Genomic DNA, 16,114 nt, shown 5'->3' with positions numbered 1-16,114 from the left:
TCCGGCGTTTTGATTTTTTGTGCCGGCTAAAACACGAACAATGTGAACCAGGTTGTAATTATTTTGTAAACACATTGCTAAAGGAATTCACATCAACTACAACCATATCATCACAAGTGGTCAGACCTCCTACAAGCAAGGGAGCTTTTCTTTATGATGATTTTGAGCATTCTCGCAACCGTTGTTCTGCTCGGTGTGTTGTTCTATCACCGCGTGAGTTTATTCCTGAGCAGCCTGATTCTTCTGGCCTGGACGGCTGCGCTTGGCGTCGCAGGCCTCTGGAATATCTGGCTTTTAGTCCCTCTTGCCATCATTCTTCTGCCGTTTAACTTTGCCCCGATGCGTAAATCAATGATCTCTGCGCCGGTGTTCAAGGGCTTTCGCAAAGTGATGCCGCCAATGTCGCGTACCGAGAAAGAAGCGATTGACGCAGGCACTACCTGGTGGGAAGGCGATCTGTTCCAGGGCAACCCGGACTGGAAAAAGCTGCATAACTATCCGCAGCCGCGCCTGACCGCTGAAGAACAGGCCTTTATTGACGGCCCGGTTGAAGAAGCGTGCCGCATGGCAAACGACTTTGCCATCACCCATGAAATGGCCGACCTGCCGCCGGAACTGTGGGCGTACCTGAAAGAGCATCGCTTCTTCGCGATGATCATTAAGAAAGAGTACGGCGGCCTGGAGTTCTCCGCCTACGCTCAGGCTCGCGTCCTGCAAAAGCTGGCGGGCGTCTCCGGGATCCTGGCGATTACCGTTGGCGTGCCTAACTCCTTAGGCCCGGGCGAACTGCTGCAGCATTACGGTACTGAAGAGCAGAAAGATCACTACCTGCCGCGTCTGGCACGCGGTCAGGAAATCCCTTGCTTCGCGCTGACCAGCCCGGAAGCGGGCTCCGATGCGGGCGCGATCCCGGATACCGGCGTGGTCTGCATGGGCGAGTGGCAGGGCGAGCAGGTACTGGGCATGCGCCTGACCTGGAACAAGCGTTATATCACCCTGGCGCCTATCGCCACCGTGCTGGGTCTGGCCTTTAAGCTCTCTGATCCGGAAAGACTGCTGGGCGGCGAAGAAGATCTGGGCATTACCTGTGCGCTGATCCCAACCTCTACCCCAGGCGTTGAAATTGGTCGTCGTCACTTCCCGCTGAACGTACCGTTCCAGAACGGTCCGACCCGCGGCCAGGATATCTTTGTACCGATTGACTACATCATCGGTGGTCCGAAAATGGCCGGTCAGGGCTGGCGTATGCTGGTGGAATGTCTGTCTGTGGGCCGCGGCATTACACTGCCGTCGAACTCAACCGGCGGTCTGAAGTCTGTGGCGATGGGGATTGGTGCCTACGCGCACATCCGTCGTCAGTTCAAAATCTCCATCGGAAAGATGGAAGGTATCGAAGAGCCGCTGGCGCGTATCGCGGGCAACGCCTACGTGATGGACGCTGCCGCCACGCTGATTACCTACGGCATTATGCTGGGCGAAAAACCAGCCGTACTGTCGGCCATTGTGAAGTACCACTGTACCCACCGCGCGCAGCAGTCAATTATTGACGCGATGGATATCGCGGGCGGTAAAGGCATTATGCTCGGCGAAGGCAACTTCCTGGCGCGCGGCTATCAGGGCGCACCGATTGCCATCACCGTGGAAGGGGCAAACATCCTGACCCGCAGCATGATGATCTTCGGTCAGGGCGCAATTCGCTGCCATCCGTACGTGCTGGAAGAGATGGCCGCTGCGCAGAACAACGACGTGGATGCCTTCGATAAGCTGCTGTTCAAACATATCGGTCACGTGGGCAGCAACAAGGTACGTAGCTTCTGGCTGGGCCTGACGCGCGGTCTTACCAGCGCCACGCCGACCGGCGATGCAACCAAACGTTATTACCAGCATCTGAACCGTCTGAGCGCCAACCTGGCCCTGCTGTCTGACGTCTCCATGGCGGTGCTGGGCGGCAGCCTGAAGCGTCGCGAGCGTATCTCTGCCCGTCTGGGCGATGTGTTGAGCCAGATCTTCCTGGCCTCTGCGGTCCTGAAACGCTACGACGATGAAGGCCGTCAGGAAGCGGATCTGCCGCTGGTACACTGGGGCGTTCAGGATGCGATGTATCAGGCTGAACAGGCGATTGACGATCTGCTGGCAAACTTCCCGAACCGCTTCGTGGCGGGTGCCCTGCGCGCGGTGATCTTCCCGACCGGTCGTCACCATCTGGCGCCGTCCGACAAGCTGGACCACAAGGTGGCGAAGATCCTGCAGGTTCCGAGCGCAACCCGCTCCCGCATCGGTCGCGGTCAGTATCTGGCACCGACGCAGCATAACCCGGTGGGTCTGCTGGAAGAGGCGCTGCTGGACGTGATGGCAGCCGACCCGATTCATCAGAAGATCTGTAAACAGCTGGGCAAAAACCTGCCGTTTACCCGTCTGGACGAACTGGCAAAACAGGCGCTCGCAGGCGGTATTATCAATAAAGATGAAGCCGCTCTGCTGGTGAAAGCCGAAGAGAGCCGTCTGCGCAGCATTAACGTGGATGATTTCGAACCGGACGAGCTGGCGACGCAGCCGGTAAAGCTGCCGGAGAAGCACCGCAAACCTGAAGCGGCATAACGCGTTTCGCTTATACAAACCCCGCCTCGCGCGGGGTTTTTTATTGCCACATTTTCTCGTTATGTCGTGCTACAGTGTCAAAAAGTGGTCGTTTGAGGAGTCTGAATTGTGCCTGGTCTGAAGATTTCTATTTTGCAGCAACCTTTAGTGTGGATGGATGGCCCCGCCAACCTGCGCCACTTTGATCGTCAACTGGAAGACATTACCGGGCGTGATGTGATTGTCCTGCCGGAAATGTTCACCACCGGCTTCGCCATGGAAGCGGCAAAACAGTCAATGCCTCAGGATGAGGTGGTCGCCTGGATGCACGCCAAAGCGCAGCAGACCAACGCGCTGATTGCCGGAAGCGCCGCTCTGCAGACCGAACGCGGGCCGGTGAACCGCTTCCTGCTGGTGGAGCCGGAAGGGAAAGTGCATTTCTACGATAAACGCCACCTGTTCCGCATGGCGGATGAGCATCATCACTATGAAGCCGGTAACGAGCGCGTGGTGTTTGAATGGCGCGGCTGGCGTATTTTGCCGCTGGTCTGCTACGACCTGCGTTTCCCGGTGTGGTCGCGTAACCGCAACGATTACGACCTGGCGCTGTATGTTGCCAACTGGCCTGCACCGCGCTCCCTGCACTGGCAGTCGCTGCTGGTGGCGCGCGCGATAGAGAACCAGGCGTACGTGGTGGGCTGCAACCGCGTGGGGACGGACGGTAACGGGCATCACTATCGCGGCGACAGCCGGGTGGTGAATCCGCAGGGCGAGATCATCGCCACCGCCGAGCCGCACCAGGCAACGCGCATTGATGCCGAACTGTCGTTGACGGCGCTGAAGGAGTACCGGGAGAAGTTCCCGGCGTGGCAGGATGCGGATCCGTTTAGCATTGAGTGAAATTATCCCCTCACCCCGCCCATCTCCCAAAGGGAGAGGGAGGATAAAATATTAACTCACCAGCGCCTGCCCGTCCTTGCGGCTTTCCGTCGCGGCCACGTAGTGTCCTTCCGGCAGGCGGTAAATTACCTGCGCGCCACCGAAGTTGTAATCCTGAAGCGGATCTTCCACCACAATCTGATGTCCGCGCTCGCGCAGGGCGGAAATCGTGTTGCGATCGAACGTCGATTCAACGATCACCTCCCTGCCCTGCACCACGCGCCAGCGCGGGGCGTCGATTGCCGCCTGCGGGTTTTGCCCGTGCAGCATAATGCGCAGCGCCATCTGCATGTGCCCCTGCGCCTGCATCGGGCCGCCCATCACGCCGAAGGTCATCAGCGGCTGGCCGTTGCCGTCCATCGCAAAGCCCGGAATGATGGTGTGGAACGGGCGCTTGCTGCCCGCCAGCGCGTTCGGATGACTGGGATCAAGCGAAAAACCACAGCCCCGGTTTTGCAGGCTGATGCCGGTGTCAGGCACCACGATGCCTGATCCAAAGCCCATATAGTTGGACTGAATAAACGAGACCATCATTCCGCTGGCGTCCGCGCTGCTGATGTAGACCGTGCCGCTCTGGGTCGGGGAACCGTAGACAAAATCGGACGCCTTGTCATGATCGATAAGCGCCGCGCGTGACTTCAGATAATGGTCGCTCAGCAGCTCTTTCGCCGCGAACGCCATATGATCTTCATCCGCCACGTAGCGGTCGAGATCCGCCAGCGCCAGCTTCATCGCCTCAATGGACAGGTGCAGGGACTGCACGGAATCCGGATGATGCTTCTCAATGCCGCACTGCTCAAGAATGCCGAGCGCAATCAGCGTGGCGATCCCCTGGCCGTTTGGCGGCAGCTCCTGCACCGAACCGCCCGCGAAGTCGCGCGACAGCAGCTCTACCCAGTCCACGCGATGGCTCGCCAGATCCTCGGCCGTCAGGTGCGCGCCATGCTCTTTGGCGAAGGCAGCAATTTTCTGCGCCAGCTCGCCGCGGTAAAAGGCTTCGCCGTTGGTGCGGGCGATCAGCTCCAGCGAGTTCGCCTGCGCCGGGTTACGGAAGATTTCCCCCACGCGCGGGGCGCGGCCTTCCGGCGCGAAGCAGGCGCTGAAGCCCGGCTGATCTTTCAGCTTGCTATAGCCGCGCTGCCAGAGATGCCCAATCAGCGGGGAGACCGGGAAACCGTTGCGCGCGTAGTCAATGGCGGGCTGCGCCAGCGTGGTCAGCGGCAGCGTGCCGAAGCGTTCCGCCAGCGCGACCCAGCCGGATACCGCCCCCGGCACGGTCACCGCGTCCCAGCCGATTTCCGGCACCGCGGTTTTACCGGCAAACAGATCCGCATGCCAGCTCGCAGGCGAACGACCGGAGGCGTTCAGGCCGTGCAGCTTTTCACCGTCCCAGACGATGGCAAAGGCGTCGCTGCCGATCCCGTTACCGGTCGGCTCTACCACCGTCAGCGCCATCGCGGTGGCAATGGCCGCATCAACGGCGTTGCCGCCCAGCTGCAGCATTTTCATCCCCGCCTGCGCCGCCAGGGGTTGCGACGTGGCAACAGCATTATGGCCCATCATTGGCGGGCGTCGTGAAGCGTAACCGGACGTAAAATCAAGCGCTTTGGTCATCATGACTCCTTAGTCGTGGCGCGGATCGAGCGCATCGCGCAGCCCGTCGCCAAGTAAATTAAAGCCCTGCACGGCAAGGAAAATCGCCACGCCGGGGAAAACAGACATCCACGGCGCCTGCTCAAGAAACCCTTTCGCGGTGTTGAGCATTGAGCCCCAGGACGGATTGGGCGGCTGCTGCCCCAGCCCTAAAAACGACAGGCTGGCTTCGGCGATAATCGCTGAGGCAATCGCCAGCGTGGCCTGCACCAGGATCGGCGACATCACGTTGGGCAGGACGTATTTGATGATGATCCAGCGATCCGGCAGGCCAATCGCCCGCGCGCCGTCGATATACTCTTCGTTGCGAATAGCGATCACCTGACCGCGCGTCAGGCGGGCGAAGATCGGCATCGCCGAAAGACCGATGGCGATCATGGCGTTCGTCAGGCTCGGGCCCAAAAACGCTCCCAGCGCGATCGCCATGATCAGGAACGGACACGCCAGCAGCGCCTCGATAAACCGCGAGATCACGCCGTCCCACATCTTCTGGAAGTAGCCCGCCACCAGCCCCAGCGGCACGCCGATAACCACCGCGATAACGACCGACATACAGCCCGCCATCAGCGAGGTGCGCGCCCCCCAGATAATGCGGGATAGAATGTCGCGCCCCAGTTCGTCGGTGCCGAACCAGTACATCGCCGACGGCGCTTTGCGCACCGCCAGGAAGTTAGCTTTAACCGGATCGAAAGGGGCGATCCACGGCGCCAGCAGCGCCACCAGCACAAAGAAACCCACCACCACCGCACCGATCACCGCGCTTTTATTGCCGAGGAATTTCTTCAGCACCCGGTTTTGCGCCCGCGGCAGCGCAGGCACAACGGTTTGCGTCGTCAGTTCCGCCATGGTTACCCTCGCATTTTCGGATTGATAAGGACGTAGAGCACGTCCGCCAGCAGGTTGAGCAGCAGGAAGCCGATTGCCACAATCAGCACTACGCCCTGCACCACCGCGTAGTCACGGTTGAACACCGAGTCGACGATCATCTTGCCAAAGCCCGGAATGGTGAAAACCTGCTCGGTCAGCACCGCACCGCCCAGCAGCTCGCCGAACAGCAGCGTGGTGAGGGTGATTACCGGCACCAGCGCGTTGCGAAAGGCGTGCTTCAGGATCACCGCTTTCGGTAGTAGCCCTTTCGCCCGCGCGGTGCGGATATAGTCCGCCTTCAGCACGGCAATCATCGAGGCGCGGGTGTGGCGCATCAGCGTTGCCGCGAGACCCGTTCCGAGCACGGATGCGGGGAGCAGCAGCGTGCGCAGGTTCTGGAGCGGATCTTCACTGAACGGCACATAGCCGGACGCGGGGAGCCACTGCAGGTTTACCGAAAAGACCAGAATCAGCAGGATCCCCAGCCAGAAGTGCGGGATCGAGATCCCCGAGATCGCCACGAAGTTCGCCCCGTGATCGACCCAGCTGTTTTTGTTCACCGCCGCGAGGATCCCCATGCTGATGCCAAACACCAGCGCGATAATCATCGCCAGCAGCGACAGCTCCAGCGTGACCGGCAGCTTGCTGGCGATCAGCTGCGTCACCGGTTCATGCGTACGTAAGGAGACGCCCAGATCGCCCTGCAGCGCCCGCGTCAGCCAGTGGAAATACTGCACGGGGATCGGCGCATCGAGATTCAGCTCCGCACGCAGCTGGGCGATGACCGCCGGATCGCGCTCCTCGCCGGCCATGGCAATCAGCGGATCACCGGGCAGCAGCTTTTGCAGCCCGAATACCATCATGCTCACCAGCAGTAGCGTCGGAATAGCCAGCAGCAGACGTTTGCAAATCAGTTCCAGCATGGGTTCTCCTCAGGACGTTTATTTCGCCAGCGTCAAACCCGCCAGACGCACGATGCCGTCCGGGTATGGCTTAAAGCCCTGCACGCTTTTGTTCAGGCCAAAAATGCGCGGCTCGAAGTAGAGGTAGGCAATCGGCATATCCGTTTGCAGCTGCTTCACCACCTTGTCGTACAGCGGCTGGCGCGCGGCCTGGTCGGTGCTCTGGCGCGCCTGGATCAGCCACTCATCGACCTGCGCGTTGCTGTAGCGGCCATCGTTAAGCGTGCCTTTGCTGTTGATAAAGCCGTAGATGCTGCCGTCCGGGTCCGGGCGCCCCGACCAGCCGGAGAAGCTCAGTTGATAATCCCCGCTCTGCTGGCGGTCGAGCAGCGTGGCGAATTCGGTCATCTGCAGGTTCAGGTTAAAGCCCGCCTCGGCGACCATCGCCTGCAGCACCTGCCCCACCTGCTGTGAGGTTGGGTTGTTCGGCACCAGCAGGTTGACGTTTAGCGGCGCGGTAATGCCTGCCGCTTTCAGCAGCGCTTTGGCCTTGTCGACGTCACGCGGCGGGACCGGCAGGTTGACGTGATACGGACTCACCGGTGAAAACGCCTGGTTGGCTGGCGTATACAGTCCTTCAAAGACCACCTGGTTTAACGCATCGCGGTCGATAGCCTGCGAGAAGGCCTCGCGCACGCGGGCATCTTTGAACGGGTCGTTAGCCGGCACCTTGCCGTTGTTGATGTTGAAGGTAATGCCCTGATAGCCCAGGCCAGTTACCTTCGCCAGCGCCAGCTTGCTGTCGGCTTCGACGGTTTTCACGTCGCTGGCGGCGATGCCTTCGGTCAGGTCGAGATCCCCCGCGCGCAGGTTCGCCAGACGCACGGAGGCATCAGGGATCGGCAGATAGATAATTTTGTCGAAGTGGTAGGCGTCTTTGTTCCAGTAGTTGTCGAAGCGGCTCAAAACGATGCGGTCCTGGGACACGCGGCTGTCGAATTTATACGGGCCAGAACAGACGGGATGGGCGGCAAAGTCAGGCTTTTTCGCCGCCTCAGGGGCCATCATCGCGCCCGCGCGGTCGGTGAGCTGCATCAGCAGCGCGGCATCAGGCGTTTTCAGGTGCAGCGCAATCTGCATCGGGCCGGTGACTTCTACCGATTCAACGGAGGAGATCTCGCTTTTACGCAGAGAGCCTTTTAAGGTCAGGGCGCGGTCGAGGTTGTATTTTGCCGCGGCAGCATCGAATTTCTCACCGTCGTGGAAGGTGACGCCTTCGCGCAGAATGAGCGTCAGGGTTTTACCGTCGTCACTCCACGCCCAGTCTTTGGCCAGACCGGGGACGACCTTCAGGTTTTCATCCACGTCCACCAGCCTGTCGCACAGGGAGGCGAAGACGAAGCGGCCATAGTAGGTACGCGCCAGATGCGGGTCGAGCATGTCCGGGTCTGCTCCCAGGCCGATTCGCAGCACGCTTTCAGAATGAGCGGGCAGCGCCGCGCCAAGCAACATAACGCTTCCCAGTACGGTCAAAAGAGAATTACGGATTGTCATTATCATGAGTTCCTTGAAGGAAGGGAGGAGTGAGTGGCCGCGTGTTCAAACAGCGCGCGGCGGCGCAGAAAAGCGGCGGATGGCGGTGCGATCTGAATAACGCTGCGATCGCGGTTGATCTCCTGCCAGCGATGGCAGGCAACCTGACGTCCACCGTCGAGCACCTGATTGATCGGCTCAACCTGGCGGCATTCGTCGGTGACGTACGGGCAGCGGGTGTGGAAACGACAGCCGGACGGCGGGCTGGCCGGGTTGGGCAGATCCCCCTGCAGCAGCGGTGCGTCGCGTTCAGTGCCCGGCTGCATCTGCGGCGCCGAGGCGATCAGCGCCTGAGTATAGGGATGCAGCGGCGCGTCAAAAATCTCGTCAACGGTGGCGAGCTCGACGATTTGCCCGAGATACATGACCGCCACGCGATCGCTCATGTGGCGGATCACCGCCAGACCGTGGGCGACAATCACCATCGTCAGCCCCAGCTGGTTCTTCAGGCTCTCCAGCAGGTTAACCACCTGCGCCTGGACGGAGACGTCCAGCGCGGAAACCGGCTCATCCCCCAGCAGCAGCTTCGGTCCCGAGGCCAGCGCGCGCGCAATGCCGATACGCTGGCGTTGTCCGCCGGAAAACTCGTGCGGATAGCGCCCGGCCCAGGCGGCAGGCAAGCCCACGGTTTTAAGCAGCTCGGCAACGCGGTACTGGCGGTCCGCTTTCTTCATGTTCTGGTGCAGCCACAGCGGCTCGCCGACGATCTGCTCCACCGTCATGCGTGGGTTCAGGGACGCGAAGGGATCCTGAAAGATGATCTGCAGCTCGCGGCGGAGCTGATTGAGGCGCGCGCCCGAGGCGTGGGTGATCTCTTCCCCCTGATAAAATACGCGCCCTTCGCTGGCGGCCAGCAGGCGCAGCAGCAGACGGCCAAGCGTGGATTTTCCGGAGCCGGACTCGCCGACAATCGCCAGCGTTTCGCCCGGCATGACGGCAAGCGACACGCGATCGACCGCCGTGACAAACCGTGCCGGAGTAAAGAGCTTTTTGGGGCCTGGGAAAAGCTTGCTGAGGTCACGGGCTTCAAGTATGGGCGTGGTCATGCGGTCTCTCCCAGGGCAATGTGATGTTCGAGCGGCACGCGGAAGCAGGCGACCCGATGGCCCGCGCCGAGCGTGGTGAGCTGCGGTTTTTCATCATGGCAGCGCGACTGCGCAAACGGACAGCGCGTCGCAAAACGGCAGCCTTGCGGCATGGATTCCGGGAGCGGGACCGCGCCGGGAATGGTGGAGAGCTGGCCCTTGCGTGCGCCAAGGGAGGGAATCGAGCCCATCAGGCCGATGGTGTACGGATGCTGCGGATCGGCAAATATCGCCTCCACGCTCCCCTGCTCCACTACCTGTCCGGCATACATCACCGCTACCTGCTGGGCGACTTCTGCCACCACGCCCAAATCGTGGGTGATCATCAGTACCGCCGTGCCGGTTTCCTCTTTTAAGGTGTTGAGCAAGGCGAGGATTTGCGCCTGGATGGTGACGTCGAGCGCAGTGGTCGGTTCGTCGGCAATCAGCAGTTTGGGGTGGTTAATCAGCGCCATTGCAATCATCACCCGCTGGCGCATGCCGCCGGAAAGCTGGTGAGGATAAGCCTTGAGGCGCATCTCTGCCGCCGGGATCTGCACTTTATCGAGGATCTGCAGCGCGACCTTCATCGCCTCTGCGCGCGAGACGTTCTGGTGTCGCATAACCGCTTCGCTCAGCTGATCCCCCAGCGTAAATGCCGGATTGAGCGAGGTCATCGGCTCCTGGAAAATCATCGCCAGCTCGCTACCGCGCAGGTCGGCATATTCCCGCGGCGAGAGCTTGCGCAGATCGTGGCGACGAAACTGCATCTCCCCGCTGACGATCCGTGCGCTGGCGGGCAGTAACCCCATCAGCGCCAGGGAGGTGATACTTTTCCCACAGCCGGATTCTCCCACCAGCGCCAGCGTTTCGCCCGCCCTGACGGTCAACGAGATACCGTCAAGCACGCTTACCGGCGAGCCCGCGAACGTAACGTTGAGGTTTTTTACTTGCAATACGGGCGTGGCGTCCTTAAAGGGGATTGTCGTCATGGCGTGAAGTCGTCCTCGAGGTGGATCGCCTGAATCAGGGCGGTTTGCAGGCTGAGCAGGTGTTCGCGCATGGCGGCCGCGGCTTCATTAGGCTGGCGATGGATAATCGCAGACATGATCTTATGGTGGTGGTCGTTATAGCTGTCGACACGTTCGGGCGTGCGGGCTAATTCACGCAGATGCTGCCAGCCCGGTTCACGTCTGACGGCATCAATGGCATCAAACAGGCCGAGCATCAGGCGGTTGCCCGCAGCCTCGGCAATCGCCCGGTGAAAAGCGCTGTCCCAGAGTTCGTTGAGATCGCGGTCGTCCGGGCTGACCTTGTCGATGCGTTCCAGCATGCGCTGCATGAGCGCGAGGTTTTCCCTGGTGGCACGCAGTGCCGCAAGCCGGGCTAAGCCGGGTTCGAGCTGTAGACGAGCTTCCATCACTTCCAGAAGGTTGGTCTGCTGAACCAATCCCTGAAGGGCCAGCGGTTCAACGGGTGCCGCCGGGCCAATAAAGGTCCCTTTGCCCTGCTTACGCCAGATGCGCCCCTCTTCTTCCAGCACGTCGAGCGCACGACGCACTTCACGTCGTCCTACGCCGAGTGTGTCCGACAGCTCACGTTCCGTGGGCAGCGGTATGCCTGGTGTTGACTCATGCTGGTTGATTAGCCCGCGCAACTGCTCAAGCGCGGTGCTGGAATTGGCCAGAAACCGTGACGGTTTTTCCATATTGGTTCGCTCGCTTTCATCATTGCTTTATTTTTATTAACGATAAGTTATTGATATGGAATGAAGCTTATCGTGCTAATGATTAAGCAATAACCAAACCAATACGTAATTGGTTCGGTATTTTTTTGGCAAGCGGGAGATAACCAAATGATTCTGCGTGAATTATTTTTACAGAAAGACACATTCTGAATGAGGTCTGAAGAGAGGCGCGGTGGCAAAATGCACAATAACAGTGCAAATAACGCACTACACCTGTGCAATTGTTAATTAATTGCACTATAGACATTAACTTTTTGTTAACGATAAGAGAGAGGATGAGATTACAGAATGCTGAAACGACGAAGGCCTGAATCATTTCTGATTCAGGCCTTCTGAATAGTGGCGGAACGGACGGGACTCGAACCCGCGACCCCCTGCGTGACAGGCAGGTATTCTAACCGACTGAACTACCGCTCCACTGTTCCCGTTTGGGGAACGAGGCGCATATTACGGTGCGCCTCCGATCTCGTCAACGCTTTTTCTCGCGTTTTGAATCGTTTGCTGCAAAAATCGCCCAACCGATGATTTTACAGGCATTCCGGCGCTTTTTCAGGCACGCCACAGACAGCTGCCGCCCTTCTTCTGCACCAGATCAAGACGGGATTCGTGGTTAAGCAGCTCTTCATCACTGGCTAAAACAACCCGTAGCCGACTGGCCTGACGAACAACACGCTGAATGCCCGCTTCACCCTGGGTCTGCTGCGACTCATTTTCCATACTGAACTTCATTGACGTCTGCCCGCCGGTCATCGTCAGATAGACATCGGCCAGGATCTGGGCATCGAGCAACGCCCCGTGGAGCGTTCGCTTGGTATTGTCTATCTCGTAGCGCGAGCAGAGTGCATCCAGGCTGTTACGCTTGCCGGGGAACATCTTCCTTGCCAGCGCCAGACTGTCCGTCACCTTACAGAAGGTGTTCGTCTTCGGGATATCACGATTAAGCTTGCTGAATTCATAGTCCATAAAGCCGATATCGAACGAGGCGTTATGGATGACAAGCTCAGCGCCCTTGATGTATTCCAGGAACTCGTCAGCCACATCCGCAAACGTCGGCTTATCCAGCAAGAACTCATCGGCAATCCCGTGAACGCCGAACGCTTCGGGGTCCACCAGCCGATCGGGCTTGAGGTAAACGTGGAAGTTGTTCCCCGTTAGACGACGGTTCACCACTTCAACGGCGCCGATCTCGATGATCTTATGCCCTTCGTAGTGCGCGCCGATCTGGTTCATACCGGTGGTTTCGGTATCGAGGACGATCTGGCGAGTAATTGCAGTGCTCATAGCGGTCATTTATGTCAGACTTATCGTTTAACTGAACGTTTCGAATACAGGAAGTCTACCAGAGATGCGTAAACAGGTAGAAATTTTCACCGATGGCTCTTGTCTCGGTAACCCAGGGCCCGGCGGCTACGGCGCGATTATGCGCTATCGCCAGCACGAAAAAACCTTTAGTGAAGGCTATTTTCTGACCACCAACAACCGGATGGAGTTGATGGCGGCCATCGTGGCGCTGGAGGCATTAAAAGAACATTGTGACGTGGTGTTAAGTACCGACAGTCAGTACGTGCGTCAGGGGATCACCCAGTGGATCCATAACTGGAAAAAACGCGGCTGGAAAACCGCCGATAAGAAACCGGTCAAGAACGTCGATCTCTGGAAACGTCTTGATGCTGCGCTGGGTCAGCACCAGATTAAATGGGAGTGGGTTAAAGGGCACGCCGGCCATCCGGAAAACGAACGTTGTGACGAGCTGGCGCGTGCGGCGGCCGCTAACCCTGCGCATGAGGACGCGGGCTATCAGCCCGAATCCTGATCACGGCTTTTTGTATTGCCGCGTGGCGCCAACGGTCTGGCGGATTGGCGTTTTCGATTTGCTCTGCTTCATGGGGTTAAGGGTAAGGGGAATGGTTCGCTTACGCGCGACGATAAACTGCAAACAGCCCAGGGCGGGGAAATGGGTGCTCAGCACCACGCCACCCTGACGCGCCCAGGGCAGCACCTGAAAACCACCGTAGCAGAGCACTTCAAAGTTCAGCAGTGAAAGCCAGTCGAGCTGGCGCATCATGGTGAACATCCGGCTGTTGTAAGGTGGATTCCTGCGTAGCACCGGCACCAGCTTACGCAGCCCCATCAGGCTTAACGGATTGAATCCGCTAAGTACCAGCCAGCCGTCATCAATAAGCACGCGATCGGCTTCACGAAGCAGACGATGCGGATCGCTGCACCAGGGCAGCGTGTGAGCGAGTAAACACGCATCAACGGATTTTTCCGCAAACGGCAGATGCAACGGATCTGCTTTTACCTGAACCGGCGATCCGCCGAGAGAGACGTTGACCTGATGCGAGATAGCGCAGCTTTCGGTATTGATTTCCGCGCTGAGATTGCCAATCTTAAGCAGGTGAAAGCCATACATTTTCGCGAGCCAGGGCTTCAGCTGTTGTTCTAACGCTTCGCGATAATATTCACCCCAGGGCAATTCCGCCCAACGTTCCGGTGCTGCGACAGTCTGAGGTATCCTTGCCGGTTTCATCAAAACACCCGCCACGCTATAAGAGGTAATGTATGAATCTTATCAGTATTCCAGCGTTTCAGGACAATTACATCTGGGTTTTGGTTGACGACGATCGTCGATGCGTCATTGTCGATCCCGGAGAATCGGCCCCTGTTCTGCGCGCAATAAAAGAGAACGACTGGCAGCCAGAAGCCATTCTGTTGACGCATCATCATAACGATCACACTGGCGGCGTGCCTGAACTGCACGCTCATTTTCCGCATCTTGCGGTTTACGGACCGGCAGAAGCACAAGATAAGGGAATCACGCATGTAGTCGAAGAAGGCGAAAATATCCTCATACGTGAGTGGGAGTTTTCCGTATTTGCTACACCGGGTCACACTTTGGGACATCTGTGTTTCTACAGTAAGCCTTATCTTTTTTGCGGCGATACCTTGTTCTCCGGAGGCTGCGGAAGATTGTTTGAAGGTACGCCAGCGCAAATGTACCAGTCTTTACAGAAGATTAACTCATTGCCCGATGACACCGTTATTTGTTGCGCTCATGAGTATACATTAGGAAATATGAAGTTTGCCGTCAGCCTGTTGCCTGAGGATCGGGCGATTCAGGATTATTATCACAAAGTGAAGGAGTTACGTGCAAAAAACCAAAAAACACTCCCCGTAATTCTGAAAAACGAGCGCCAAATTAATTTATTTTTACGAACAGATGATACTGATTTAATTAATAAAATTAACCAAGAAACAAATTTGCAACAACCAGAACAGCGATTTGCATGGTTAAGGTCAAAGAAAGATAACTTCAGATAATTGCGGGTTGCCTTTTCAAAATTTCGCCGTTATCATCGCTCGTCTTTTAAGCAACTATTGACACACACATGAAGGCAAAAGCGATATTACTCGCCTCTGTCCTGCTTGTAGGTTGCCAGTCACAGAATGGCAGCAACGTACAACAGCACGCACAGAGCCTTTCTGCAGCTGGTCAAGGGGAAGCAGGGAAGTTTGCAAGTTCGGCGCGCTGGATGGACGATGGAACATCTTTCGCGCAGGATCAAGACTTGTGGACCTCTATTGGCGACGAGCTAAAGATGGGAATTCCGGAAAATACCCGGATTCGCGAACAGAAACAGAAGTATTTAAGAAATAAGAGCTATCTCCACGATGTAACGTTACGGGCAGAGCCGTATATGTACTGGATAGCCGGGCAAGTTAAGAAACGTAACATGCCTATGGAGCTGGTACTCCTACCCATAGTGGAGAGCGCTTTTGACCCACACGCGACGTCTGGCGCCAATGCCGCAGGCATTTGGCAGATCATTCCGAGCACAGGGCGAAACTATGGTCTGAAACAGACCCGCAACTATGATGCGCGTCGCGATGTTGTCGCTTCAACGACAGCCGCTCTCGACATGATGCAACGTCTGAACAAGATGTTTGACGGCGACTGGCTGTTAACGGTCGCAGCGTATAATAGTGGCGAAGGTCGTGTACTGAAGGCAATGAAAGCGAATAAAGCACGGGGTAAATCCACCGATTTTTGGTCGCTCTCACTGCCACAGGAAACAAAGATTTACGTACCGAAAATGCTGGCTTTGAGCGATATTCTCAAGAACAGCAAGCGTTACGGTGTACAACTGCCAACACCAGACGAAAGTCGTGCACTGGCGCGTGTTCGCCTCAGCAATCCAGTTGATATTCAACAGGTTGCTGATATGACGGGTATGTCGGTAAGTAAATTGAAAACCTTTAATGCTGGCGTTAAAGGCTCAACCCTGGGGGCAAGTGGCCCGCAGTATGTAATGGTTCCGCAGAAACATGCTGACCAGTTACGTGAGTCTTTAGCTTCTGGTGAAATCGCCGCCGTTCAGTCAACGCTGATCGCGGATGCATCATCAGTCAACAGCCGCAGCTATAAGGTTCGTTCAGGTGATACGCTTTCGGGCATTGCGTCACGTCTTGGCGTGAATGCGAAAGATCTGCAGCAGTGGAATAATCTGCGTAGCTCCGGCCTGAAAGTGGGTCAGACTCTGACGGTAGGTGCAGGTAGCAGCGCACAGCGTCTCGCCAGCAACAGCGATAGCATTACCTATCGCGTGCGCAAGGGCGATTCACTGTCCAGTATCGCAAAACGACACGGCGTAAACATCAAGGATGTGATGCGCTGGAACAATGATACTGACAATCTGAAACCTGGCGACCAGCTGACGCTGTTTGTGAAGAACAGTGCTACGCCAGACTCCTGATAGCACGATCGAAAGATA

Annotated in this window: 14 protein-coding genes and 1 tRNA gene; 5 read left to right on the top strand and 10 right to left on the bottom strand. The window is 57.6% G+C overall.

Annotation, left to right across the window (positions count from 1 at the left end):
- The first annotated feature begins 153 nt into the window (after window positions 1-153).
- Both fadE and ELK40_RS04940 read left to right on the top strand, forming a co-directional pair.
- Window positions 154-2,598 (top strand): acyl-CoA dehydrogenase FadE, encoded by a 2,445-nt coding sequence (gene fadE, locus ELK40_RS04945; protein WP_115874293.1) that lies wholly within the window; start codon window positions 154-156, stop codon window positions 2,596-2,598.
- Window positions 2,599-2,706: 108 nt separating this feature from the next.
- Complete coding sequence (locus ELK40_RS04940) at window positions 2,707-3,477, top strand: amidohydrolase (RefSeq protein ID WP_023343415.1); 771 nt, start codon at window positions 2,707-2,709, stop codon at window positions 3,475-3,477.
- A gap of 51 nt (window positions 3,478-3,528) precedes the next feature.
- Here ELK40_RS04940 and ELK40_RS04935 read toward each other — a convergent pair whose 3' ends face one another.
- The 9 genes from ELK40_RS04935 to dnaQ all read right to left on the bottom strand — a co-directional run bounded on the left by ELK40_RS04935 (window position 3,529) and on the right by dnaQ (window position 12,623).
- Window positions 3,529-5,130 (bottom strand): gamma-glutamyltransferase family protein, encoded by a 1,602-nt coding sequence (locus ELK40_RS04935; protein ID WP_127732733.1) that lies wholly within the window; start codon window positions 5,128-5,130, stop codon window positions 3,529-3,531.
- 9 nt (window positions 5,131-5,139) lie between these two features.
- On the bottom strand, window positions 5,140-6,015 hold the full coding sequence (locus tag ELK40_RS04930; RefSeq protein WP_111965866.1) for an ABC transporter permease: 876 nt from the start codon (window positions 6,013-6,015) through the stop codon (window positions 5,140-5,142).
- A gap of 2 nt (window positions 6,016-6,017) precedes the next feature.
- Entirely contained in the window at window positions 6,018-6,959 is a 942-nt protein-coding gene (locus tag ELK40_RS04925) for an ABC transporter permease (RefSeq protein ID WP_047174664.1), read from the bottom strand.
- Window positions 6,960-6,977: 18 nt separating this feature from the next.
- Complete coding sequence (locus ELK40_RS04920; RefSeq protein WP_181899740.1) at window positions 6,978-8,492, bottom strand: ABC transporter substrate-binding protein; 1,515 nt, start codon at window positions 8,490-8,492, stop codon at window positions 6,978-6,980.
- Window positions 8,493-8,494: 2 nt separating this feature from the next.
- The gene (locus ELK40_RS04915; protein WP_127729680.1) at window positions 8,495-9,577 is read right to left on the bottom strand and encodes an oligopeptide/dipeptide ABC transporter ATP-binding protein; all 1,083 of its coding nucleotides are present in this window, start codon (window positions 9,575-9,577) and stop codon (window positions 8,495-8,497) included.
- Window positions 9,574-10,587 carry an ABC transporter ATP-binding protein gene (locus tag ELK40_RS04910; RefSeq protein WP_127729678.1) on the bottom strand — a complete coding sequence of 338 codons (1,014 nt, stop codon included), beginning with the start codon at window positions 10,585-10,587 and terminating at the stop codon, window positions 9,574-9,576. The genes ELK40_RS04915 and ELK40_RS04910 overlap by 4 nt, the downstream gene beginning before the upstream one ends.
- Entirely contained in the window at window positions 10,584-11,303 is a 720-nt protein-coding gene (locus ELK40_RS04905) for an FCD domain-containing protein (protein ID WP_023334601.1), read from the bottom strand. The genes ELK40_RS04910 and ELK40_RS04905 overlap by 4 nt, the downstream gene beginning before the upstream one ends.
- A gap of 379 nt (window positions 11,304-11,682) precedes the next feature.
- Window positions 11,683-11,759 (bottom strand) — tRNA-Asp (locus tag ELK40_RS04900).
- Between the two features lie 132 nt (window positions 11,760-11,891).
- A complete protein-coding gene (gene dnaQ / locus ELK40_RS04895) occupies window positions 11,892-12,623 on the bottom strand; it encodes a DNA polymerase III subunit epsilon (RefSeq protein ID WP_048029949.1) in 732 nt (243 codons plus the stop codon).
- Window positions 12,624-12,654: 31 nt separating this feature from the next.
- Between dnaQ and rnhA the strand changes: the two genes are divergently transcribed.
- The gene (rnhA, locus tag ELK40_RS04890; RefSeq protein ID WP_223540539.1) at window positions 12,655-13,155 is read left to right on the top strand and encodes a ribonuclease HI; all 501 of its coding nucleotides are present in this window, start codon (window positions 12,655-12,657) and stop codon (window positions 13,153-13,155) included.
- Here rnhA and ELK40_RS04885 read toward each other — a convergent pair whose 3' ends face one another.
- On the bottom strand, window positions 13,156-13,872 hold the full coding sequence (locus tag ELK40_RS04885) for a class I SAM-dependent methyltransferase (protein ID WP_127729676.1): 717 nt from the start codon (window positions 13,870-13,872) through the stop codon (window positions 13,156-13,158).
- Window positions 13,873-13,904: 32 nt separating this feature from the next.
- Here ELK40_RS04885 and gloB point away from each other — a divergent pair, with 32 nt between their 5' ends.
- Together gloB and mltD are read left to right on the top strand one after the other, a co-directional pair.
- Window positions 13,905-14,663: a hydroxyacylglutathione hydrolase gene (gene gloB / locus ELK40_RS04880; RefSeq protein WP_127729674.1), complete on the top strand. Its 759-nt coding sequence runs from the start codon at window positions 13,905-13,907 to the stop codon at window positions 14,661-14,663.
- A gap of 68 nt (window positions 14,664-14,731) precedes the next feature.
- A complete protein-coding gene (gene mltD / locus ELK40_RS04875) occupies window positions 14,732-16,096 on the top strand; it encodes a murein transglycosylase D (RefSeq protein WP_115874287.1) in 1,365 nt (454 codons plus the stop codon).
- Window positions 16,097-16,114 lie beyond the last annotated feature (18 nt).

This window comes from Enterobacter sp. N18-03635, from assembly GCF_004006055.1.
In the GTDB taxonomy this organism is placed as follows: Bacteria; Pseudomonadota; Gammaproteobacteria; order Enterobacterales; family Enterobacteriaceae; genus Enterobacter; species Enterobacter vonholyi.
Note: the sequence above shows the minus strand (reverse complement) of the source record. Positions and strands in the feature narration are given on the sequence as shown.